Origin of the sequence: Chryseobacterium sp. KCF3-3, from assembly GCF_045865955.1 — a bacterium.
Lineage (GTDB): Bacteria > Bacteroidota > Bacteroidia > Flavobacteriales > Weeksellaceae > Chryseobacterium.
In genome coordinates this window covers 1,247,035-1,268,871 of the sequence record NZ_AP035792.1, presented here as the reverse complement: position 1 = coordinate 1,268,871, position 21,837 = coordinate 1,247,035, and the positions used below count along the sequence as shown (strand labels likewise).

Genomic DNA, 21,837 nt, shown 5'->3' with positions numbered 1-21,837 from the left:
TAAAACTTAAAGCGAAGCTTATCTTAATAATCCTTTACAACTTAATTCTTCTTAATGGTTTAAAATTTTATTATCAAATAGCTTTTTATACAACTGAAACTAATCCAGTTTATTATATTTTTTCATCAAATTCTCATAAGTTCCCTGTGGAAGAATCCATTTCAAAGGAACTCCTATTTTCTGCCCGAATTTACCAAAATAATAATGAGCTTTCCATTTATTTTTTGCTAAAAGTTTTTCAATATATTCTGCTACTTCCAAAGGCTCTGTTCCGTCATTTACGTGAGAATTCATCAGCGCATACACTTTGTCAAAAACATTTTTATAAGGTTGAGAAACCTGTGCAATCACTCTGTTGTCTGCAATATTGGTTTTAATATCTCCCAGGTGAAGAGAACAAACGTCAATATTCCATGGGTATACTTCATACCTCATCGCTTCGGTTACTTTATCCAATGCAGATTTGGAAGCCGAATAAAATCCACGGAAAGGCAGCCCCATTTCACTTCCGATGCTAGAAACATTGATGATCTTTCCGAATTTATGTTCACGCATGTTGGGAAGAACGGCACTCATCATCTGTACAGGTCCGGCAAGATTCAGACTGAAAAGTTTCAGAATATCTTCTTTGGTAGAATCTTCTACGGCACCTACCATTCCCATTCCGGCATTATTGATCAGAACATCAATTTTAGTTTCTGTTTTTAAAACCTCAGCTACAGCATTTTGAACTGCTGTATTGTCTGTCACATCAGTGGGGATAGATTTGAAGTATTGGCTTTCTGTATGCTTTCTGCTTAATCCGTATACTTTATGTCCTTTTTTACCAAAATATTCGGCTAATGCAAACCCTATTCCTGATGAGGTTCCTGTAATAATGATGGTCATTGAATTCGTATGATTTTTAATGTTTTTATTTTTCTTCTGATGGCAATGAGACGTTTTTAAAGGTCTGTGTTCAAAAGTAAAATCTATTTTCAGCAAATGTAAAAAAAGAAAAATGAACTCAGTTATTTATTATTCCTGAAATAATTTTTAATGATTTCTTCATCTATTGTCCCGATTTGATGATAAACTTAAAATAAAGTTAATCTCAATCATGCATGGATTATTTGAGGAATGATTACTTTTAATTATGTAAATAATTGAAAAACAGTTGTTTAATTTTATTTGTAGTGGATAGCATCTTAAAAAAGCTAAAATTTCTTAATAAAAACATAAGAAAACCTTAATGAGGTGTGGGAGCAGGCTGTTCTAATTTTGCACCTAATCAAAAAGGAGATCATGAATGTATTTAAAATCCCTGTATCCGTAACGTATTTAACGGGAAGGGTATTACTTATTGGTGCAATATCAGCTTCACCGATGTTCCTCGCTCAGAAAAAAGACAGCTTAAAAGAAAAATCCATCGACGAGATTGTTGTGGTTGGATATGGAACACAGAAAAAAAGTAAAGTTTCCGGAGCTGTTTCGGAGGCTTCACTGGATAAGCTTACTTCCAGATCTTTGTCCGGAGTAGGAGAAGTTCTTCAGGGTAAAGCTCCCGGAGTAACTGTAGTGAACGAGGGTGGAGATCCTAACGGAGCACCTAAGGTAAATATTCGTGGTTTGGGAGGAATCAATGGAGAAACTCCTCTGTATGTAGTGGATGGAGTAGTTTTCAACGGAACTCCTTCTATTAATCCCAACGATATTCAGGATATTTCTGTACTTAAAGATGCTTCTGCAGCTATTTACGGAGCAAGATCTTCCGGAGGGGTTATTCTTATTACCACTAAAAAAGGGAAAAAAGGAAATCTAACGGTAGATTTTGATGTGAAATACGGAGTAAACCAGGCATGGAGACTGAAAGAATCTCTGAATGCAGCGGAATTTCAGGACGTGATGTACAAGGCCTACGAAAATGCCGGGAAACTGGGAAGCTTACCTATGGCTTTTAATCCTAATCAATATCCGGACGGAAGAATTACCAGAACAGACTGGATGAAAGAAATTTTCAGAACAGGAACTATTCAGGAATACAATGTAAATCTGAGTGGAGGAAGTGAAAAATCCAGATATTTTGTGGGAATGAATCACAGAAATCTGGAAGGAATTTTATTGAATACTCAGGCAAAACGATATAATTTCAGAGTCAATTCTGAACATAAAGTAAAAGACTGGCTGACGATCGGAGAAAATATGTACTATAATTACTCTGACGGAAACACAGCAGATACCAAGAGTGGCTATACAGGAGCTTTGGTTGCTGCCATGTATTATCCGCCAAATGTTCCTGTGTATACACCGAGTGGTGCATTTTCAGGACTTCCGATAGATGTAGCAGGTGGATATGGAGATATGATCAACCCTGTAGCTTACCTTAAAAGAATCAGCATCAGAAACCCTACCCACGAGATTTTAATCAACCCTTATGCTGAAATTACATTAGCAAAAGATTTAAAATTCCGTTCCAATTTCTCCCAGACGTTTAAATTGGGGGATGTAAAGAACTTTACGTACAGAGTGTTGGAAGTAGGAAAAATTTTTGATACCAATAATTTAGAATATCAATCCAATAATTCATCTACAGCGCTTGCTGAGCAGTTGTTGACGTATAAAATTTCAGCAGGAAAACATAATTTTGATTTCCTTGGAGGTTTTACTTTCCAGAAAACAATTGACGATGGTTTTGTGGCAAAATCATATGATTTCAGAAGTGAAGCTGAGGTTTTCCAACATCTTCAGAATGCTGCGGATACCAATAAAGATGTTTCCAGTTACAGATTCAAACAATCTTTGGTTTCTTACCTGGCGAGAGTAAACTACGACTATGCAGGAAAGTATATTGTAAGTTTATTGGGAAGACGTGATGGTTCGTCACTCGTAGCAAAACAGAACAGATTTGCGAATTATTATGCGGTTTCCGGTGCATGGGTGGTTTCGAAAGAAAACTTTATGAAGGAGATTTCATGGCTGTCAAGTCTGAAATTAAGAGGAAGCTATGGTATTCTGGGGAATCTTGGAGGAATTTCACCTCAAGCTGTGAATCCATTAATGACCAGAGATAATAATGTTATTTTTGGACAGGATCCTTCTCAGAATATTGCTTATTACGCAACCACACGTCCGAATCCCGATCTGAAATGGGGAAAATCTGAGCAGACCAACTTTGGGGTAGATGCTTCATTTCTTCACAACAGCCTTTCCTTACAGTTTGATTATTTCGTAAAGAATTCCAAAGATCAGATCTTCAATGTAAGCTTGCCAAGTACAGCAACGTATAATAATCAGTATGTGAATGCCGGATTATTCCAGGATAAAGGATACGAATTGGGAATCAATTACAACAAGGTGATTTCAGATGACTTTACGTTCTCAGTGGGAGCAACAATGAGTCAACTAAAAAATACGGTGAAGCAACTTGCCAATGTAGATGAGATCTTTATCAATGATAACGGAGTAAGAGGCGTATTAAAGCCAACCCGTGTGAAAGTGGGAGATCCTCTGTATTCTTTCTATGGGTATAAGACCGGAGGGATTTTCCAGACTCAGGAAGAAATCAACAATTATAAAGATGCCAACGGAAATCTTATCCAGCCGAATGCTAAACCGGGAGATATTAAATTCCTGAAGAAAGAAGGAAATACAGGAGTGCTTAATAATAATGACTTCGTCAATCTTGGAAGTCCATACCCTAAGTTTTCTTACGGATTCTCTTATAACATGACCTGGAAAAACTTTGATCTGAACTTATTCTTCCAGGGCGTTTACGGAAATAAAATATTCAACGGGATGAAGTTCATTTCTTTGAACCCAGGTGGAACAGGACAGAATTATAATATGGACAGAGATATCCTGAACGCATGGACTCCACAGAATACCAATACTGATATTCCAAGACTGGTACACGGTGACCCAAGTGGTAATTATTCCAAAGTATCAGATTTCTATGTGGAAGACGGATCTTACTTAAGACTGAAGAACCTTACCATCGGGTATTCATTACCAAAAGAATTGTACAGGAAACTAGATGTAAACAAAGTAAGAATATATATGACTTCCAACAACCTGTTTACCATAACGAAATATACAGGATTCGATCCTGAAGTAGGGATGAACTCTTACGGTGTTGATACCGGAAGATATCCTCAGGCACGCTCATTCATCTTTGGAATAGAGGTCGGATTATAATTTTTAACCAACAAAAAGTAAAAGAAATGAAATTTTTCAACAAAATATTGTTAGTATCAGGAATATCAGTGATGCTTCTGTCATGTACGGGAGAACTGGATGTTCAGCCGGAAGGAACCCCTACGGAAGCCAGTTTCTGGAAAACGGAAAATGACTTGATTACAGGAGCCAATGCTATGTACAAACCTTTATTCGATGGTGAATTTTATGGAAGAGGGCTGTTCTGGTTTATCAATGCCAGTGATGATATGGTAACGGGAAGAGCTAAAAGTGAGGCCGATAATGCCAAAAACTTTAGCAGTAATTATATCGCAGCAGGAGATCTTGAAACCCAATGGAACAAAAGATACAACGTTATTGGAGTAGCCAACCGTGTGATCCGTAATGTTGATAATATTCAGACTTCACAGGCTACTAAAAATAAATACCTCGGAGAAGCTTTGTTCATGAGCAGCAGAATGTATTTTGAACTGGCTTATTCTTACGGAAATGAAAAAGCTGGAGTTCCGATCATAGACCGTTCAAAAGATCCGGATACCAACCCGATTCCAAGAGCGGCTAACGTTATGGAAAACTATACTTACATTGTGAACGACCTGAAAAGAGCTGCTGAATTATTACCTACACAGGCAGAACTTCCTGCAAAGGATTACGGAAGACCTCATAAAGCGGCAGCTTGGGCATTGCTAGCAAAAGTATATCTGTTTATGAAAGACTGGAAAAATGCAGAATTCTGGGCTAATGAAGTAATGACCAAAGGAAACAGAGCCTTATTAGGTAATTTCGCAGATGTTTTTAAATCCGAAAATAACTACAGCTCAGAATATATCTGGTCAATCCCTGGAACTACAAAGTTTACAGCCTGGGGAAGTATTCTTCCGGGAGTAATGCTTGAAAACAAAGGATGGGGAGAATATAACGGATGGGGATACTTCCAACCGACTAAGGAATTGTTTGATGAATATGAAACCGGAGACCTTAGAAGAAGTGCTACCATTCTTAAAATAGGAGACAAATTTACCTTTAACGGAAAAGAAAGAACATACGCTTCTACCAATTCCCTTACCGGATATCAGTTCAATAAATATATGGATGCCTTCAAATATGAGCTGAAAAGTGGTCACGTAAGTGCCAACGGAGATTATCCGTGTACAGACCTTGCCGTTCCGATTATGCGTTATGCTGAGGTGATCTTGATCAAAGCAGAAGCTTCATTGATGCAAGGAAAATCTGCAGACCAGGAAATCAATATGATCAGAGCACGTGCAGGCTTACCTGCGAAAAACGGATGTACACTGGCTGATCTGAAACATGAAAGACGTTGTGAACTGGCGGGTGAATGGGCAGACAGACACAGAGACCTTGTACGTTGGGGAGATGCGCAGGCAGCGTATGCGAAGCCTCTGCACGGTATCAATGGACAGGTAGTCTGGGCAGCAAGAAACTTTAATCCAGCTGTACATAATGTTTGGGCAGTTCCACAGGCTGAAATCGTAAACAGTCACGGGATCATTAAACAGAATGAGGGCTGGTAAAATTTTAATCTTTTTATATATAAGTCACTATATCATTACAGAACCTTCTGTGGTGATATAGTTTTTTCAAAGGTATGGAGATAGGTCGTTTCATCTGACCTATAAAATAATAACGATATACGAATGAAACTATCAAAAATATGGGCTGTATTAGCCCTTGCTGTTTTTTCTGAAAATCAGGCACAGAATTATTTGAATTATAACGTAGGGAATGCACATTCTCATAATGATTACATGCAGGAGATCCCATTCTGGCAGGCTTATTATGCTAACTTTGGTTCTATCGAGGCAGATGTTTTTCTGGTAAAAGGAAAGCTTTGGGTAGCGCATACCGAAAAGGAACTTTCTGCAGACAGAACATTGGAAAATCTTTACCTCGATAATATTTCTAAACAGATTAAACTCAACAAAGGGAATATTTATCCTGATGGAGGTAAGAAACTTCAATTACTGATTGATATAAAACAAGACTATAAAACTTCACTGGCAGCTTTGGTGAGTACGCTGGAAAAGTATCCGGAGATTACCGGAAATTCCGGAATTAAAATTGTCATTACCGGAGGAAGACCTCAGCCTGCAGATTTTAAAAATTATCCAAGTTATCTTTATTTTGATGGAGATCTTGATAAAACCTATTCTGCAGATCAGTTGAAAAGAGTAGGAATGTTCAGTGCAGATCTTCCGGGACTGGTAAAATGGAACGGAAAAGGAATTCCAAGGGATGAAGAAACACAAAAAATCAAAACTGCTGTAGACAAAGCCCATGCTCAGCAGAAACCTGTTCGTTTTTATGGAGCTCCGGATTTCCCGAATGCCTGGGTAAATCTGATGGATTTAGGAGTAGATTATATCAACACTGATCATATTCCGGATCTAAAAAAATTTATGAACACGATTCCGAAAAACTTTTATAAGAATACAAAGGAATATGCCACTTATACTCCAACTTATCAATCAGACGGTGTGGAGAAAAAGGTAAAGAATATCATCCTCCTTATTCCGGACGGAACTTCTTTACCACAATATTATGCAGCCTTTACAGCGAACAAAGGAAAACTGAATGTTTTCAATATGAAATCCACAGGGCTTTCCAAAACCAATTCATCCAACGCCTACATTACAGATTCTGCACCGGGTTCTACAGCTTTTGCAACGGGTGTAAAAACTAAAAATACTTTTGTAGGAGTAGACCATATGGGAAAAGCATTAGCACAAATTCCTGATATCATCGCTGAAAAAGGAATGACTTCCGGCTTGATTTCCACAGGTGATGTTACGGATGCTACCCCAGCAGACTTCTATGCTCATTCGGATAACAGAAACAGTTCAGAGCCTATTTTAAAAGATTTTGCTGCTTCAAAAACAAAAATACTGATTGGAGGTCCTACAAGCGGATTGTCTCAGGATAACCTACAGAAATTCAAAGAAGCGAAAATAGATTTGTATCACGATTTGAAATCAGTAACGAAAATTAATAACCGTACATTGGTTATTGATCCTTTGGCTTCACAAAGAATCACCAATGGAAGAGGAAACTGGCTGGCAGATGCTTTTGATCTTACTTTAAATGATTTAAAGAATAATAAAAACGGATTCTTCATGATGATTGAAGCTTCCCAGACTGATGGAGGCGGTCATAGCAACAATATTGAGCAACTGGTTACAGAATTACTGGATTTCGACCATGTGGTAGGGAAAGCCATGAAATTTGCTGATGAAAATAAAGAAACCTTAGTGATTGTGGTGGGTGACCATGAAACCGGAGGATTAACCCTTTTGGATGGCAGTTTGAAAGATGGCTGGATATTCGGAAACTTCAGTACGAATGATCATACCTCTATTCCGTCAAGTGTTTTTGCTTACGGGCCCAATTCAAAAGAATTCACAGGGTTGTTCGAAAATACGGAGATTTTCAACAAAATACTGGCTGCTTACGGAATTAAGAAATAGCTTTTGATTTATACTTTTACTTTTACAAAGAGAGATTGTTTCGTTTTTGAAGCAGTCTTTTTTTATGAATTAATTTAAAGCTCCCGCAGATTCTACAGATTAAGCAGATGCTTGAGTTAATCTGCATTATCTGCAAAATCTGCGAGAGATAAAATATGAATAAAATTCAAAAAGGCTGCCTCAACAAGAGAGACAGCCTTTGAGTATATCTAACAAATAATAATTTAGAAATTCGTCTTAACGATTAATTCAGACAGCTCAGCATTCACAAAGTCAATTGGCATTATACCGAATGATCCCTGAGTATTCGACTGGAAGAATGTTTTAAGTCTTGGATTAATATTATTGGATACCGTAGGAATACTTGGGATACCGAAGATTCCAGGTTTATATCCGCTGGTGAAATTCACGAAAAGCTTACCATTCGTATCATTTTTGGCTTCATTAAGAAGGTTGAAAATTCCATTCCACTTATCGTCATTATTAGTTACTTTGTAATAATCCTGTACTTTTAACTGCACCCCGGAATTGTTGATGTCAAAAGTAGTATTATCTGCCCATGGTGAAGCATTGATTCCTTTGGTTGCTCCTGAAGAGAATCTTCTTAATAATTTGATTTTTCCTCTAACAGAACCTAGCGTAGGAATATTTGAACCAAGATCCCATTTAGAAGGATTTTTCTGCACATAAGAATCAAAAGTCTGTTCAAAACTTCTGGTGGTATTGGAAGCATCATATTCCTCTTTTACAGACATGATAATTGTTTCTGATGGATGGCTGTTAAGGAATGCATAACATGCATTAAGCACATCATCAAAATTCAGATTTTGGTAAATCGCTCCGTGATGAATGGTGAAAGCATTATCAATATGTCTGCAACGTATATCCAGAAAACGAACTCCTGCATTCAGTTGTTCTGCGATGCTGAGGTTTTGAGTTTTAGCCGTACCTGATACAACAGGGGCATCTACACGTGCTCCGGAATCATGAGTTCCGGGAATTGAGATTTTTGAAAGGGAAATGTTATCCTGAAGACCGGACATCCAGCTGTTCATTTCGATAGGTGCTAAAGAAGCTCTACTATTCGTTTTTGCTAAAGTAGCTAAACTGTTTTCATTAGAGTCTCTTTCCATAAGGCTGTCATTGGAACAGGAAAAAAAGACAGATGCAGTAACCACTCCAAGAGTGATCGCTGTCATACGTTTCATGCTTTGTTTGAACATAGTTTTTTTATTTTTAAAGTAGCTTAAAAATAAGAATATATCAAAGCACTAGGAGTTAATTTAACTTTAAGAGATGATTAAGTTGCTATAAAGCTAGGAAGCTTGAAGCTGGAGGATGGAAGAGGAGAAGTTGTTAATAGTTAAAGAGTACTCCGATTTTAAAGAGAAAGTATTTACAATAAAAGCTGCTATCATAGATTAACCGTCAAACAGTAACCTCCAGCATCCAGCATCAATCTTCCCTCTTAAAAAACAAAATCCTCATTCAAGCCGGGAATCTTGAACTTATGTTCCCCTATTTTAAAATCATTCATTTTGATCAAATTCTGAAGTTTGTGAGTAAACTCTTTGTGAGTGTTTTCAGGGATTTTGGCATCATCATCACAGGATGAATATTCTCTGTCAATAATAACTTTGCCTGTAGAAAAATTGATTTCATTGGTGAAGCTGAAATCACAGGTATCTTCAAAATGATCATGAGATCCGATCAGATAAAAATCTCCGTTTTGAAATCTGAAAGTATGTTTGTATTTCTGAGTATGTCTTGAATTGGTAAAGAACGTTTGCCCAATATGAAGACTGTTATTTTTTATGGTGACCTGAAGCGTATTGTCTGAAGGATAGAATCCGGTTCCGCTTGAAAAAAGAATGCTGGAGTTTTCCTTCCATACTTTTAATCCGCCATTGTCATTTTTCAGAATATAGAAAACTCTTTTGTAATCAGCAGTACCTTCCAGATTTCGGTCGTCTGATGCTTTTATATGGGTGTCAAATACCAATACAATTTCCTCTTTTCCATCTTTGTCAAGATCACCTTTGGTTTGTGCAATCTGAGTATATCCTTTCGGAACTGAAAAGTTTTTCAGATTCTGAGCAGATAAGCTTGAAACAGCTAAGACAATCAAAAAGGAAAAGAAAGGTTTCATCATTATTATATTCAACTTGTTTAAACTTTTGTTTTTGAAACATTAAGATTGTATTAAAGTGTTGAGAGTATTAAGATGAGCTTTGCTTTTAAGCTTAAAAATCAGAATGATTCATCTTAACTAAACTTTATTTCTTCAATTCTTCTTAATGGTTTTAATAGATATAACTTTAAACAGCTTCAATGTGAAAATGTGGTAATCCGAAATAAAAAATCAATTTCAAATTACCACATTCTTATGACATTAATGAGTCAGTATGCTTTCAAGATCTTTCCAGAACATTGGATAAGACTTTTCTACTACATCTTCATCTTCAATATTAAGTTCCTTAATCAGACTGAACGGAGCAAAACTCATCGCCATTCTGTGATCCTGATAGGTCTTAATCGAAATATCATTTTCAGCTTCTCCAAAACTGATGGATTGAATGGTTAAATCTGTGATTTCTGTTTCCGTTCCCAGCTTTTTAAGCTCATTATATAAAGCAAGAAGTCTGTCGGTTTCTTTTACTCTTAAGGTTCCCAATCCGGAAATCTCAAAAGGAATTTTTAAAGCGGCTGCCGTTACACAAAGGGTTTGTGCAATATCCGGACAGTCATTCATATCCAGAACAATTTTTTCCGGGAAAGAAAAATCAGGCTGAGGTTCAAGCGTTAGCTGATGCTCATCTTCTGAGAATGTAGTTTTGATCCCGAAGAACTTTTCATAAATGTTAGCAATGGCGGAATCTCCTTGTGTGGATTCTTTGTAAAAACTTTTCAGATGAATCGTTTCTCTTCCCAATGCACAGATAGAGTAGAAGTAAGAAGCCGAGCTCCAGTCACTTTCCACTTCATAATGTACAACCTCAGCATCATTCTCAGGAGTAAAAGGTTCTACTTTGATGGTATTTCCTTCAAAACTGCTTTGGATTCCAAATCTGGTCAGGATGTCAAGTGTCATTTCAATATAAGATCTTGAAGTAACATCACCTACAAGGTTAATCACCAATCCGTTTTCAAGTTTTCCTGCGATAAGGAGCAGAGAAGTGATAAACTGGCTTGAAATATTGGCAGGAACATTCACAGAAGTCTGAGTGATTTTTCTCCCTGTAATTTTTAAAGGAGGAAATCCTTCGTTTTCCATATATTCAATTTCAACTCCAAGATCTCTCAAAGCACTTACCAGATTTTTGATCGGTCTTTCCTTCATTCTTCCCGAACCTGTAAGAATAGTAGTCTTTCCTTCCTGAATAGAATAATAAGAAGTAAGAAAACGCATTGCCGTTCCCGCATGATGAATATCTACCACATCGGTATTCTCAGATAAAGCTTTTTTCAGCAACTGAGTATCCTGAGAATTGGATAAATTCCCGATTTTTATATTGTTAAACAGACTTTCCAGAATCAATAAACGATTCGAAATACTTTTCGAACCGCTGATCTGTACTGTTTTATTACCTACTAATTTTGATTTTTCTAGCTTCATTATGATCTACATTATCTTAAAAAATAATGAGTTACAAATTTATGTATTATTTATAACTCATCATTTATTATTATTTCAATTTTTCGTTGTTTTGATGCCGGTCTTTATCACGGTCTGTTTTGATTTTCATTTTTCTGTCGAAAGCGTCCTGTAAATTGACTCCGGTTTGATTGGCTAAACATAATGTTACAAAAAGCACATCTGCAAGTTCTTCACCAAGATCTTTATTCTTATCACTTTCCTTTTCGCTTTGTTCACCATATCTTCTGGCAATGATTCTTGCTACTTCGCCTACTTCTTCTGTCAGCATCGCCATATTGGTAAGTTCATTAAAGTATCTTACCCCAATGGTTTTGATCCATTCATCTACCTGCTGCTGTAACTGAGTAATTTCCATTATTGATAAGCTCCTAAAGTTGGGGTGGTCGTTCTGGATACATTCACAATATCAAAAGGTACCGTTGCTGCTACCGCTGTATTTCCTTTTCCAAGAGCTGGTGAACCAGGTTTTACTCTTAAATTCATCTTAGCCATAAAGTAATTCACAAACTGAGGCTCTGCATTCTTCACCGTTTGTATCACATTCGGATTGTTATCAAAAGTGAAACCTGCTCCTGTTGCACTGGTATATTTTATTAATGAATTTTGAAGTAAAAATTCAAACTGCTGTCCCGGGGTTTGTTCAAAATGAACAGCATCATCCCTGTCAGAATAGACGATACTGTTTTTAATATCAAGCTGCTGTAAAGCTCCCTGTTGTGTCTGTCCGGCATCATTTTTCCATTCATTGGCGGCAAAAATTCCTGCTCTGTCAAAAGAACTCATTGTTTTAGAATAGTTTGCAATGGTAGCATGAGTATAGCTGTGTTTTCCACCCAGGAAAATCCCTACACAGGATAAACCGCAGTTGTTCATCACAAGGTTGTTGGCATTCACGGTAGAACCTACAGCATAAATTCCATATTCAAAGAAAGTGTGGATGAAGGAATTGGTAATGGTAGCATTGGTTTGCTTCATATCCAGTCCTCTCGTTCCTCCGAAAAGTCTTGCATGGTTCATCTTAAGAGTAGAATTGGCTTCCATTTTAATAGAATTCCAGTTTTTAGGAATCGTATCATAATAAGGATCATTTCTGTCGCCACGAAGAATAACCTGATTGGCCTGAGTACCGTTGATATTTAAGACCGCTCCGGAAGAAACTTTCATTCCGCTGTTTTTATGGAAATAAACTTTAGTTCCGGCGTTGATATCAAGAGTTACACTTGGATTGATGGTCAGATTTCCGTAGATGATTTTTGCTTTATTATTATTCCATGCAGTGGAACTGGTAATTACATTCGGGTTACCAGGCGTCTGAATGAAAAATTCAGCATCCTGAACTACAGAGAATAAGGTCACATGCTGTTGTCCGGCAGGGCTTGTGAAAAGAACTTTGTCTTCTGCAATGGCTTCCGGTCCTGTAGCTTCCGGGGCAATTTCAACAAAAATATAAAGGCTGTCTTTCTTTCTTAAAGGAACATTTTTAAAATCATATCCAGGTTTTCCATCTACATTGATTCTATATAATGAAGCAGCTCCTTTTTCAAGGTTCACTCTTGGGATCATGATATCCTTATCTTCATTATTATATACTTTTACAACATAAGTTTCTGAACGTACTTGGTGATATACCGTATCACAAAATACCGTATCTCTTGAGAAGCGGAGTTCCTGGGAAGGACTGTCAAACGTTATGTCATCTTTATTACATGATACTGCTACAAGTAACATCCAGAAGGAAAAAGCCAGTAATAATTTGAATTTCATTGAAATTAAAGTTTAAGTAAGTTCCAAATTTAACGAAAATACTTTGAATTTCTTATCAATAAAAAAATATTGAATTCAGTATTTGGAATTTAGAAAAAATGTTGTATTTTTGCAACCTAAAATTTAGCAGAGAAATATCCATTACTATTTCGAAAGCAAACTTAATTTTTTTAAAAATAGTATTATGAAAAACGGAATCCACCCAGAAAATTATAGACTTGTTGTTTTCAAAGATATGAGTAACGACGAGGTGTTTCTTTGCAAGTCTACTGCAGAAACAAAAGACACTATCGAGTACGAAGGACAAGAGTATCCTCTAATCAAGATGGAAATCTCTTCAACTTCTCACCCTTTCTACACTGGTAAAGTAAAACTAGTTGACACTGCAGGTAGAGTTGATAAGTTCATGAACAAGTATAAAAAATTCGCTAAGTAATTTTTATACATTTAAAATATTAAAGTCTTCCAATTTTTGGAAGACTTTTTTTATTGTAAATTTGTTGATCTTGAAACCTTAAACTTAAAAACTGAATGATGCAATTGGTATTTTCAGACGCACAATATTGGGAAGACTTTCTTCCGCTTACTTTTACACGCCCGGTTGCAGCAATGCGATGCGGAATTCTTACCTTCTCCGAAAGATGGCAGAAGATTCTTGAAAATACTGAGGTAACCTACTTCACAGAAATGTATCTTCAGGATAAATTTAAAAGTCCGGAGGAAAAAGAAAGTCTTTTTTTAGTTCCCAATTTCCTTCCCACAGAAACTGTAATTCAACAGATTAAAGATCTTAAGCAAGGGGAAGCATTGGTTTATGAAGATGAACTTATTGCTGCTAAAATCAATATGAAAGGTTTTTCTCTGAATCAGATTGAAAAAATGACGGATATTAAGGAAGAACTTATTTTCTTCAAAAGACCGAAAGATCTGTTTTCTTATAACCATCACGCAATTGATTTTGATTTTGAACTGCTTACTAAAGGAAGAACTTCACAGGAGCTATCTTCCACCAATGGATTTTTAGGAGATAAAAAAGACCTGTTTATTGAAGAAGGTGCGGAAATTGAATTTTCCACTCTGAATACTAAAACAGGAAAAATTTATATTGGAAAAAATGCAGAGATAATGGAAGGGTGCCATTTGCGTGGACCTATTACATTAGGAGAAGATTCCAAATTTAATCTTGGATCTAAAATTTACGGAGCTACTACTATCGGTCCTCAATGTAAAGTAGGTGGTGAAGTGAATAATATTATCATTTTCGGATATACAAGTAAAGGACACGAGGGTTTTATTGGAAACTCTGTGATTGGGGAGTGGTGTAACTTCGGTGCTGATACCAATTCTTCCAATCTTAAAAATAATTACAGTCATGTAAAACTGTGGAACTACAGAACCAAAGTGTTTGAAGATACAGGCTTGCAGTTTGCGGGCTTGATTGTAGGGGATCATTCCAAAACGGCTATCAATACCCAATTGAATACAGGAACGGTAATTGGTGTTGCTTCCAATATCTTCAAACCAGGCTTTCCACCTAACCTTGTAGAAAACTTTTCATGGGGCGGATTGAAAGACGATGAAAGGTTCAAACTGGATAAAGTATATGAAGTGGCAGAAAGAGCCATGGCGAGAAGAAAAGTGGCTTTAACAGAAGAAGATAAGGCGATTCTGAAACATATTTTTAATACGTATTAATATAATTATAATAAAAAACTTCAATTTTTTTGAAGTTTTTTTATTTTTGATGTAATAGATAAGTAATAGTAATTGTCTTACCTATAAGAAACAAAACTCATGACCCAAGAAACTTTCAAGAATACGGTGTTTATTCTCAAAGACGAGATGTATCGTTTTGCGAAGCGGTTTGTTATGAGCAGTGATGAAGCAGAAGATGTGGTACAGGATCTCATGATGAAGTTTTGGCAGAAGAGGGATGAGCTTGAGCAATTCGGGAACTTTAAATCCTATGCGCTGAAGTCTGTCCGGAACGAATGCCTGAACCGCCTGAAGCATCATGATGTAAAGATCGGCTTTGCGGATATGCAGCTTCACCGGTCGGAGCTTTACAGTATGGAGGTTGATAATCTTAAGGAACATATTATAGGATTTATCAATCAGCTCCCCGAAAAACAGAAGTTGGTCATCCACTTGAAAGATGTAGAAGAGTATGATGTTTCCGAAATTTCTGAAATGCTGGAAATGGAGGAAAATGCAGTCAGGGTAAACCTGATGCGTGCGAGACAAAAAGTAAAAGAACAAATCTCACAACTGATGAGCTATGAAAAAAGATCAATTACAAGATAAATACAACGAGGTCTTCCGGGAAATTAAGGAAGAGAAAATGGACTGGAGCTTTGAAGATTTTCTTCAGACTGCAGAAGGCAAGGAATCTGAACAGAATACGACTCCTGTTATTCCACTGGAAGAAAAGAAAAAGCCCTCCTTTCCCAAATGGTTCTGGATGGCCGCCAGTGTAATGCTGGTTTTCGGTATCGGCTTATTTCTGAATGATAATAATTCAAGAACAGCAGATGCTCAGGACAGAGAAAAACTGGTGAAAGATGAAATCTTAAAGCAGAAGTCCGGATTTATTGAAGAAAACAGTGATCATCAGGAACAGGTTGCAGTGAATCATACAGACTCTATTTCCGGAGTGAAAAAAGATTCTGTATTTCAGGATAACCAGGTAGCAGAAAAAGATGTAATGGATGAAATTCTGCCAAAAAGAGGAAGACTTAAAAAAGAAAGAAAACCTAGATATGTTGATAACTCTTCTTACCCCAGTAAAAATTTAAATGATTCTGCAGCAGCTTACAATGACTCTTATGTCATTGTAAATGGAAAAAGAATCAGCAGCGAAAAAGAAGCCCTGGATGTTACCAGATATTCCTTTATGAAATTAGGAAGTGAATTTAAAAAAACAGTAGCATCTTCCCAGAAAAATGAAAATCTTGACAGCGAATATTAAAAATCAGAACAATCTCATGAAAAAAATATTTTTTATAATAGCTATAATGCTAAGCAGCTTTGCAACGTATTCTGCACAGACTGAGAAATTAGACAGGCTTTTTCAGGATTTTGAAAAAAAAGGAAGAGTAACCTCTATCAACATCAAAAAACCGATGTTCAAACTGCTGAACACCATTGATGTTAATGATGCCTATATCGGAAAGATAAAACCAATCCTGAATGATGTAGAGGGGCTTAAGATCCTGATTATTCCTAAAATTACATTCCCGGATCGCCTAAAAGATGAGAATCTTGCGAATATAAAAATGAATGAAGATAAAACAGAGAGAATAAACCAGGCTTTAAACTCCCTCAACTTCAATGAGCTGATGTCTATGAGCAGTGACGGAACTTCCATGAAATTCCTTGCCGGAGATGAAAAAGACAACTATCTGGAAAATCTGGTTTTTAACGTAGATTCCAAAGAAGAGAATATTATTTTTATTCTTAACGGAAAAATGAAACTGTCAGATGTTAATAAGATCATTAATTCCGGTGAAACAACTACTTCTACAATGACAAGTTCTATGAGAAGCAGCCTTACTTCAGATAATACTTCTTCTTATCTGAATGGTGACAACAGAAATGTAGGTGAGTTTTCAAAAATAGATGCCAGTGTAGGCGTAAATGTTACTTTCAAGCAGGAGAATAACAGAAGTGTAAAAGTAATTGCAGACGCAGATAAGCTTCAGTATGTTATTACCAAGGTAGAAAACGGAGTATTAAAAATATATGTAGACAATAAAGGCGTTCGAAATCTGAGATTTAAAAATCTGAATGTGAACGTTTCTGCTCCTAATCTTCAGAGTATAAAAGCGTCATCGGGAAGTGTTTTTACAGCGGTGAATCCCGTTAATGAAAATAGCATGGAGATTGATGCGGAATCAGGTTCCATTATCAAAGGAACTTTCAATGCGAGACAGGCAGCAGCTGTTACAGTGAGCTCTGGTGCTGTTCTGAACGCTGAGCTTACAACACATAAACTGGCCTTGGATACCTCAAGCGGAGCAAGTGTGCATTTATCAGGAGAAGCGGTTTCTGCCGTAATAGATACCAGCAGTGGTGCTTCGTGTAAAGCAGACGACCTTAAGATCGCTACAGCTGTAGCAGAATCTACTTCAGGGGCAAGTCTTTCCTTACTCGTTACAGATAAGTTAAAAGTAAGCGTTTCTTCAGGAGCTGATGTAAAACTGAAAGGAAACCCTGAGCTGGATGCCAAAGTAGATAAAATTTCAGGAGGAAGCTTCAGACAAATCAAATAAAAAACTAAACTATGAAAACTCTTACACACATTTTTCTCACGATTCTGACTATGGGATTGCTTCAGTCGTGTATTGTTTCAGAAAAACCCAACATAGATTTTTTCCGGAATGCTAAATATAATTCTGAAGGAGTTCAGTTTGCGAGTATTAACGTTCCGATGGTTCTTGCTAAATCTTATATTAAAAAAGCTCTAAGAGAAGGAGGAGAAAGTGAGGAAACTGTGAATCTTGTAAAGAAAGCTTCAAAAATAAAAGTTCTTACCATAACAAACGGAAACAAAGAAATGCTTAATGATTATGCCCAGTTTTTAAATAATAACCATTATGAAGAATGGGCAAGCATAAAACATGATGGGGATGATATCGAAATACGTGTAAAGCAGGATGGGGAGACCATTAAAAATATGCTGATCACCGTAGGTTCCGGTAAGAATGAAATGGTATTTGTAGATATAAAAGGAAGCTTTACGGCTAATGATATTTCAAAAATGATTAATTCTGTTTCTGATAAATAATCATATCATCTCAAATATTCAAACTGGATGAAAATGGAAACCTCATAATTAGACCTTCAATGTTCATATTTAACATATAAATAAAGTAGTTTCAAACTTATTCAATTATTTTGTACCGTAACCGTTCTGATACAAGGACGGTTTTTTGATTTAAGTTATTGATTATTAATTTTTATTTAAACTATCAAAAAGGATTTTCATATCTCACTAAAATAACCTAATTTTGCAAAGAAAGTAAAGATGTCTATTCATAACAAAATTGTAGAGACAGCCATCACTTTCGATGACGTTCTTCTAGTCCCTTCTTATTCAGAAGTTTTACCTAACCAGGTTTCATTAAAATCAAGACTTACCGACAAAATCACGCTGAATGTTCCGATAGTTTCCGCTGCGATGGACACTGTTACTGAAGCTGATCTGGCAATTGCTTTAGCAAGAGTTGGAGGGTTAGGATTTATCCACAAAAACATGACAATCGCTGAGCAGGCAGCTCAGGTAAACCGAGTAAAACGTTCCGAAAACGGAATGATCTCTGATCCGGTTACTTTATCTAAAGATCATACTTTAGGTGAAGCTAAAGATCTGATGTCAAGATATAAGATTTCCGGTCTTCCTGTAGTAGATCCCGATAATGTCCTGATCGGAATTATTACCAACAGAGATGTAAAATATCAGGAAAATCTTGATATGAAAGTAGAAGAGATCATGACCAAAGAAAATCTGATCACTTCAGACAAAGATACCAATCTTGAAAAGGCAAAAGAAATCCTTCTTAAGAACAGAGTTGAGAAACTTCCTATCGTAGATAAAGATAACAAACTTGTAGGTTTAATTACTATCAAGGATATTGATAATCAGTTGGAGTACCCTAATGCTAATAAAGATGAAAATGGTCGTCTTATCGTAGGAGCAGGAGTAGGAGTAGGAGAAGATACATTAACGAGAATTGAGGCTTTAGTACAGGCAGGAGTTGATATCGTAGCGATCGATTCTGCACATGGTCATTCTAAAGGAGTTTTAGATAAAATTTCAGAAATCAGAAAAGCATATCCTAACCTTGATATTGTGGGAGGGAATATTGTAACAGCAGATGCAGCAAAAGATCTTATTGCAGCAGGAGCAAACGTATTGAAGGTAGGAGTAGGTCCAGGATCTATCTGTACAACCAGAGTAGTTGCCGGAGTAGGAGTTCCTCAGCTATCTGCTATCTATAACGTTTATGAATATGCTAAATCTCAAAATGTAGCAGTAATTGGCGACGGAGGGATCAAACTTTCCGGAGATATTGTAAAAGCTATCGCTAGTGGTGCAGGTGCTGTAATGTTAGGTTCACTTTTAGCAGGTACAGATGAGGCTCCGGGAGAAGAAATTATCTTCCAGGGAAGAAAATTCAAGTCTTACCAGGGAATGGGAAGTCTTTCAGCAATGAAGAGAGGTGGTAAAGAAAGATATTTCCAAAGTGAAGCTAAAAAATTCGTTCCGGAAGGAATTGAAGGAAGAGTTCCACATAAAGGAAAGCTGGAAGATGTTATTTTCCAATTGACAGGAGGTTTAAGAGCCGGAATGGGATACTGTGGTGCAAAAGATATTGAAACCCTTCAAAGAGACTCAAAATTGGTTATGATTACTGGAAGCGGATTGAAAGAATCTCACCCGCATGATGTAATTATTACACAGGAAGCTCCGAATTATTCTTTATAAAATTATAATTGAATTTAAATATGAAAAACCGCACAATTTGTGCGGTTTTTTTATTTTATGATTTTATTTTAATAATTTGGTTGATAGGGTGTTAATTTTCAATTGTGTGTTTTTTAAATTATTGATTCGTTTTTATTTTTCTATTTTTTTTAATTATAATATAAATAAAATTACTTCTATTGGGTTTGGTGTTAATTTTATTTTTTAATTTAAATGTAACAATAGTTAAGTTTTTTCTACTAACTGTAATAAATTTTAAATTTATTGCTTGTTTTGGTTGTGAATGTCACGAGTTAAGATGTAAAGGCAGTATATTTGTAAATTGTTTAATTTTTTAAATTAGTGAAATGAAGAAAACTATCCTTTGTGGGGCTTTGTTACTATCCCTTTCAGTATCTGCACAGCAAAAAAAAGATTGGTGTGACTTTGATAATGAGCAGAGAGTACACCAAAAACAGAATGCGGAAATTGATGAAATGATTCGTAATATCCGTAACAAAATTATTAGCGGTAATCAAAATACTGCTGCTAAAAATGGAAGTGCATACAAAATTGTAAATGGAGTTTACGAAATTCCTGTGGTAGTACACATAATAGCACCTACCGGTGCCGCTATTGGTACAGCTTACAATAAGAGTGATGCACAAATTCAGGCTTGGTTGGATCATTGTAATCAAATGTATGCAGGTACTTATCAATGGGCGCAGGGGATTCCTGCAGATTTTGGTAATGCTGCTACAATGCCAATTAAATTGGTGTTGGCTAAAAGAGATCCTAATTGTAATGCCACTACGGGGATTCTTCGATATAACGGAGGAACTCTTACAGGTTATGATGCTTATGGAGTAAAACGTAGTGGAGCAAATGGTGTTACCACGGATCAGGTAAAAACCATTGCACCACACTGGCCCGAGGCATCTTACTTTAATATCTATATCATGAATAAAGTAGATGGTGGTGGAACATATGGTATCATGGGATGGGCAGGACTGCCTCAAAATGCCGATGCTAACTACGAATCCTTTATGAAATCTTTTGTAGTTACTTTACAGGATGATATTACTTTGGCGCACGAGTTTGGACATAGTATGGGATTACTTCATACTTTTGGTAATGCTAATGCTCAGCCGCCACAAGGGACTACTTCTACGACCTACTGTCCAGCGATGACTAATAATGACTGTAATAAAGATGATGATCAGGTATGCGATACAGAAAGATCAAGAAGCTTGCTGAATGATCCTGCACCTACCAACAATGATATGAATTATTGTACAGGAGCAAACTATCAGGGAGTACAGTATAATATGATGAACTATACAAACCCAACGGCATTTAAGTTTACTAATGGACAACATGACAGAGCTGCTCTTTATTTCTTCTTAATGAGAGGGGCGCTTAGTACTTCATTAGGAGCAACGGCTCCTTCTGCTGCAGCTGCGATAGGAACTCCTATTGCTGCAACATGTAATCCAACCGGAGTAACTAATCCGGCTAATTATTTTGTGGGGCCAACTTTAGTGAAATTAGGCGCTATTAATAATGCGACGACAGGATTTTGGCAGAATAATGCTAGTTTTTATGAAGATTATACAGGTGCAAGCTGCTTGAAAGCTACATCTACAGAACTTTCAGCGACAGGTACTCATAATCTTCAGGTAAATGTATCAGATTCAAATAATGATGTAAGAATATGGATCGACTACAATAATAATGGTACTTTTGAAGCTTCTGAACTTGTAGGTTCTGTTGATAATATTGCTGCAGATCCGGTTACTTTAATAGGTACTTACAGTACTACCATTACAGCGCCTGCTTCAGTAGTATTGAATACTCCTCTAAGAATGAGAGTGCTTGTAGATGATGAGAACCCTAATATGACACCTTGTGGACAGCTGATGTATGGCCAGGTTGAAGATTATACTGTAAAATTTGTTACCAACTTAGGAACAAGTGAAGTAAAAGCTGATAATGGTGACTTAACTGTTTATCCTAACCCGGTAGCAACCGGAGATAAAATCTTCATTAAAGCTAAAAATGGTAAGAATCTGAAAGTTTCTATTTCTGATATGTCAGGAAGATTGGTATCAAGCCCATCTGTATCTGAAGAAGGAAATGGAGTTTTCAAAGTAGACCAGCAATTAGAAAAAGGAGTTTATATGATTCAGGTTTCTAATGGAAAAGACAGTAAGTCTTCTAAGTTGATCATCAAATAAATTGAATATCATCTAAATAAATACAAATGTCCTCATTTCCATGGGGACATTTTT

General features: G+C 36.5%; 17 protein-coding genes. 11 read left to right on the top strand and 6 right to left on the bottom strand.

Annotation, left to right across the window (positions count from 1 at the left end; all coding sequences use genetic code 11):
- Positions 1-99 precede the first annotated feature (99 nt).
- Positions 100-888: an SDR family oxidoreductase gene (locus ACKTTZ_RS05690; protein WP_407847762.1), complete on the bottom strand. Its 789-nt coding sequence runs from the start codon at positions 886-888 to the stop codon at positions 100-102.
- Positions 889-1,284: 396 nt separating this feature from the next.
- Between ACKTTZ_RS05690 and ACKTTZ_RS05685 the strand changes: the two genes are divergently transcribed.
- The 3 genes from ACKTTZ_RS05685 to ACKTTZ_RS05675 all read left to right on the top strand — a co-directional run bounded on the left by ACKTTZ_RS05685 (position 1,285) and on the right by ACKTTZ_RS05675 (position 7,658).
- Complete coding sequence (locus ACKTTZ_RS05685; protein ID WP_407847760.1) at positions 1,285-4,173, top strand: SusC/RagA family TonB-linked outer membrane protein; 2,889 nt, start codon at positions 1,285-1,287, stop codon at positions 4,171-4,173.
- A gap of 26 nt (positions 4,174-4,199) precedes the next feature.
- Positions 4,200-5,708, top strand: a complete 1,509-nt coding sequence (locus tag ACKTTZ_RS05680) for a RagB/SusD family nutrient uptake outer membrane protein (RefSeq protein WP_407847758.1) — start codon at positions 4,200-4,202, stop codon at positions 5,706-5,708.
- 123 nt (positions 5,709-5,831) lie between these two features.
- The gene (locus ACKTTZ_RS05675; protein ID WP_253318055.1) at positions 5,832-7,658 is read left to right on the top strand and encodes an alkaline phosphatase; all 1,827 of its coding nucleotides are present in this window, start codon (positions 5,832-5,834) and stop codon (positions 7,656-7,658) included.
- A 224-nt stretch (positions 7,659-7,882) separates the two neighbouring features.
- Here ACKTTZ_RS05675 and ACKTTZ_RS05670 read toward each other — a convergent pair whose 3' ends face one another.
- The 5 genes from ACKTTZ_RS05670 to ACKTTZ_RS05650 form a co-directional block, all read right to left on the bottom strand.
- On the bottom strand, positions 7,883-8,866 hold the full coding sequence (locus ACKTTZ_RS05670; RefSeq protein WP_034693225.1) for a phosphatidylinositol-specific phospholipase C: 984 nt from the start codon (positions 8,864-8,866) through the stop codon (positions 7,883-7,885).
- Positions 8,867-9,126: 260 nt separating this feature from the next.
- A complete protein-coding gene (locus ACKTTZ_RS05665) occupies positions 9,127-9,810 on the bottom strand; it encodes a hypothetical protein (protein ID WP_407847755.1) in 684 nt (227 codons plus the stop codon).
- A gap of 240 nt (positions 9,811-10,050) precedes the next feature.
- Entirely contained in the window at positions 10,051-11,274 is a 1,224-nt protein-coding gene (locus ACKTTZ_RS05660) for a 3-phosphoshikimate 1-carboxyvinyltransferase (RefSeq protein ID WP_407847753.1), read from the bottom strand.
- Between the two features lie 70 nt (positions 11,275-11,344).
- On the bottom strand, positions 11,345-11,671 hold the full coding sequence (locus ACKTTZ_RS05655) for a nucleotide pyrophosphohydrolase (RefSeq protein WP_034692883.1): 327 nt from the start codon (positions 11,669-11,671) through the stop codon (positions 11,345-11,347).
- A complete protein-coding gene (locus ACKTTZ_RS05650; protein WP_407847751.1) occupies positions 11,671-13,080 on the bottom strand; it encodes a hypothetical protein in 1,410 nt (469 codons plus the stop codon). Before ACKTTZ_RS05650 ends, ACKTTZ_RS05655 begins: the two co-directional genes overlap by 1 nt.
- 184 nt (positions 13,081-13,264) lie before the next feature.
- On the opposite strand from ACKTTZ_RS05650, the gene ACKTTZ_RS05645 reads away from it, so the two are divergent.
- The 8 genes from ACKTTZ_RS05645 to ACKTTZ_RS05610 all read left to right on the top strand — a co-directional run bounded on the left by ACKTTZ_RS05645 (position 13,265) and on the right by ACKTTZ_RS05610 (position 21,783).
- The gene (locus tag ACKTTZ_RS05645; protein ID WP_002976190.1) at positions 13,265-13,516 is read left to right on the top strand and encodes a type B 50S ribosomal protein L31; all 252 of its coding nucleotides are present in this window, start codon (positions 13,265-13,267) and stop codon (positions 13,514-13,516) included.
- A 98-nt stretch (positions 13,517-13,614) separates the two neighbouring features.
- Positions 13,615-14,775: a GlmU family protein gene (locus tag ACKTTZ_RS05640; RefSeq protein ID WP_407849141.1), complete on the top strand. Its 1,161-nt coding sequence runs from the start codon at positions 13,615-13,617 to the stop codon at positions 14,773-14,775.
- A 99-nt stretch (positions 14,776-14,874) separates the two neighbouring features.
- Positions 14,875-15,384, top strand: coding sequence for an RNA polymerase sigma factor (locus tag ACKTTZ_RS05635; protein WP_253318012.1), 510 nt, complete (start codon positions 14,875-14,877; stop codon positions 15,382-15,384).
- Positions 15,359-16,048 carry a hypothetical protein gene (locus ACKTTZ_RS05630; protein ID WP_407847748.1) on the top strand — a complete coding sequence of 230 codons (690 nt, stop codon included), beginning with the start codon at positions 15,359-15,361 and terminating at the stop codon, positions 16,046-16,048. Before ACKTTZ_RS05635 ends, ACKTTZ_RS05630 begins: the two co-directional genes overlap by 26 nt.
- Positions 16,049-16,064: 16 nt before the next feature.
- Positions 16,065-17,351: a DUF4252 domain-containing protein gene (locus tag ACKTTZ_RS05625; RefSeq protein WP_407847746.1), complete on the top strand. Its 1,287-nt coding sequence runs from the start codon at positions 16,065-16,067 to the stop codon at positions 17,349-17,351.
- An 11-nt stretch (positions 17,352-17,362) separates the two neighbouring features.
- The gene (locus ACKTTZ_RS05620; RefSeq protein WP_407847744.1) at positions 17,363-17,866 is read left to right on the top strand and encodes a DUF4252 domain-containing protein; all 504 of its coding nucleotides are present in this window, start codon (positions 17,363-17,365) and stop codon (positions 17,864-17,866) included.
- A 240-nt stretch (positions 17,867-18,106) separates the two neighbouring features.
- The gene (guaB, locus tag ACKTTZ_RS05615; RefSeq protein ID WP_034692896.1) at positions 18,107-19,567 is read left to right on the top strand and encodes an IMP dehydrogenase; all 1,461 of its coding nucleotides are present in this window, start codon (positions 18,107-18,109) and stop codon (positions 19,565-19,567) included.
- A gap of 347 nt (positions 19,568-19,914) precedes the next feature.
- The gene (locus ACKTTZ_RS05610; RefSeq protein WP_034692898.1) at positions 19,915-21,783 is read left to right on the top strand and encodes a GEVED domain-containing protein; all 1,869 of its coding nucleotides are present in this window, start codon (positions 19,915-19,917) and stop codon (positions 21,781-21,783) included.
- Positions 21,784-21,837 lie beyond the last annotated feature (54 nt).

What these genes read in the sequence shown, in the direction of transcription:
- ACKTTZ_RS05690 (WP_407847762.1), bottom strand. Translation starts at nt 888, where the DNA reads ATGACCATCATTATTACAGGAACCTCATCAGGAATAGGGTTTGCATTA.
- ACKTTZ_RS05685 (WP_407847760.1), top strand. Translation starts at nt 1,285, where the DNA reads ATGAATGTATTTAAAATCCCTGTATCCGTAACGTATTTAACGGGAAGG.
- ACKTTZ_RS05680 (WP_407847758.1), top strand. Translation starts at nt 4,200, where the DNA reads ATGAAATTTTTCAACAAAATATTGTTAGTATCAGGAATATCAGTGATG.
- ACKTTZ_RS05675 (WP_253318055.1), top strand. Translation starts at nt 5,832, where the DNA reads ATGAAACTATCAAAAATATGGGCTGTATTAGCCCTTGCTGTTTTTTCT.
- ACKTTZ_RS05670 (WP_034693225.1), bottom strand. Translation starts at nt 8,866, where the DNA reads ATGAAACGTATGACAGCGATCACTCTTGGAGTGGTTACTGCATCTGTC.
- ACKTTZ_RS05665 (WP_407847755.1), bottom strand. Translation starts at nt 9,810, where the DNA reads ATGATGAAACCTTTCTTTTCCTTTTTGATTGTCTTAGCTGTTTCAAGC.
- ACKTTZ_RS05660 (WP_407847753.1), bottom strand. Translation starts at nt 11,274, where the DNA reads ATGAAGCTAGAAAAATCAAAATTAGTAGGTAATAAAACAGTACAGATC.
- ACKTTZ_RS05655 (WP_034692883.1), bottom strand. Translation starts at nt 11,671, where the DNA reads ATGGAAATTACTCAGTTACAGCAGCAGGTAGATGAATGGATCAAAACC.
- ACKTTZ_RS05650 (WP_407847751.1), bottom strand. Translation starts at nt 13,080, where the DNA reads ATGAAATTCAAATTATTACTGGCTTTTTCCTTCTGGATGTTACTTGTA.
- ACKTTZ_RS05645 (WP_002976190.1), top strand. Translation starts at nt 13,265, where the DNA reads ATGAAAAACGGAATCCACCCAGAAAATTATAGACTTGTTGTTTTCAAA.
- ACKTTZ_RS05640 (WP_407849141.1), top strand. Translation starts at nt 13,615, where the DNA reads ATGCAATTGGTATTTTCAGACGCACAATATTGGGAAGACTTTCTTCCG.
- ACKTTZ_RS05635 (WP_253318012.1), top strand. Translation starts at nt 14,875, where the DNA reads ATGACCCAAGAAACTTTCAAGAATACGGTGTTTATTCTCAAAGACGAG.
- ACKTTZ_RS05630 (WP_407847748.1), top strand. Translation starts at nt 15,359, where the DNA reads ATGAAAAAAGATCAATTACAAGATAAATACAACGAGGTCTTCCGGGAA.
- ACKTTZ_RS05625 (WP_407847746.1), top strand. Translation starts at nt 16,065, where the DNA reads ATGAAAAAAATATTTTTTATAATAGCTATAATGCTAAGCAGCTTTGCA.
- ACKTTZ_RS05620 (WP_407847744.1), top strand. Translation starts at nt 17,363, where the DNA reads ATGAAAACTCTTACACACATTTTTCTCACGATTCTGACTATGGGATTG.
- guaB (WP_034692896.1), top strand. Translation starts at nt 18,107, where the DNA reads ATGTCTATTCATAACAAAATTGTAGAGACAGCCATCACTTTCGATGAC.
- ACKTTZ_RS05610 (WP_034692898.1), top strand. Translation starts at nt 19,915, where the DNA reads ATGAAGAAAACTATCCTTTGTGGGGCTTTGTTACTATCCCTTTCAGTA.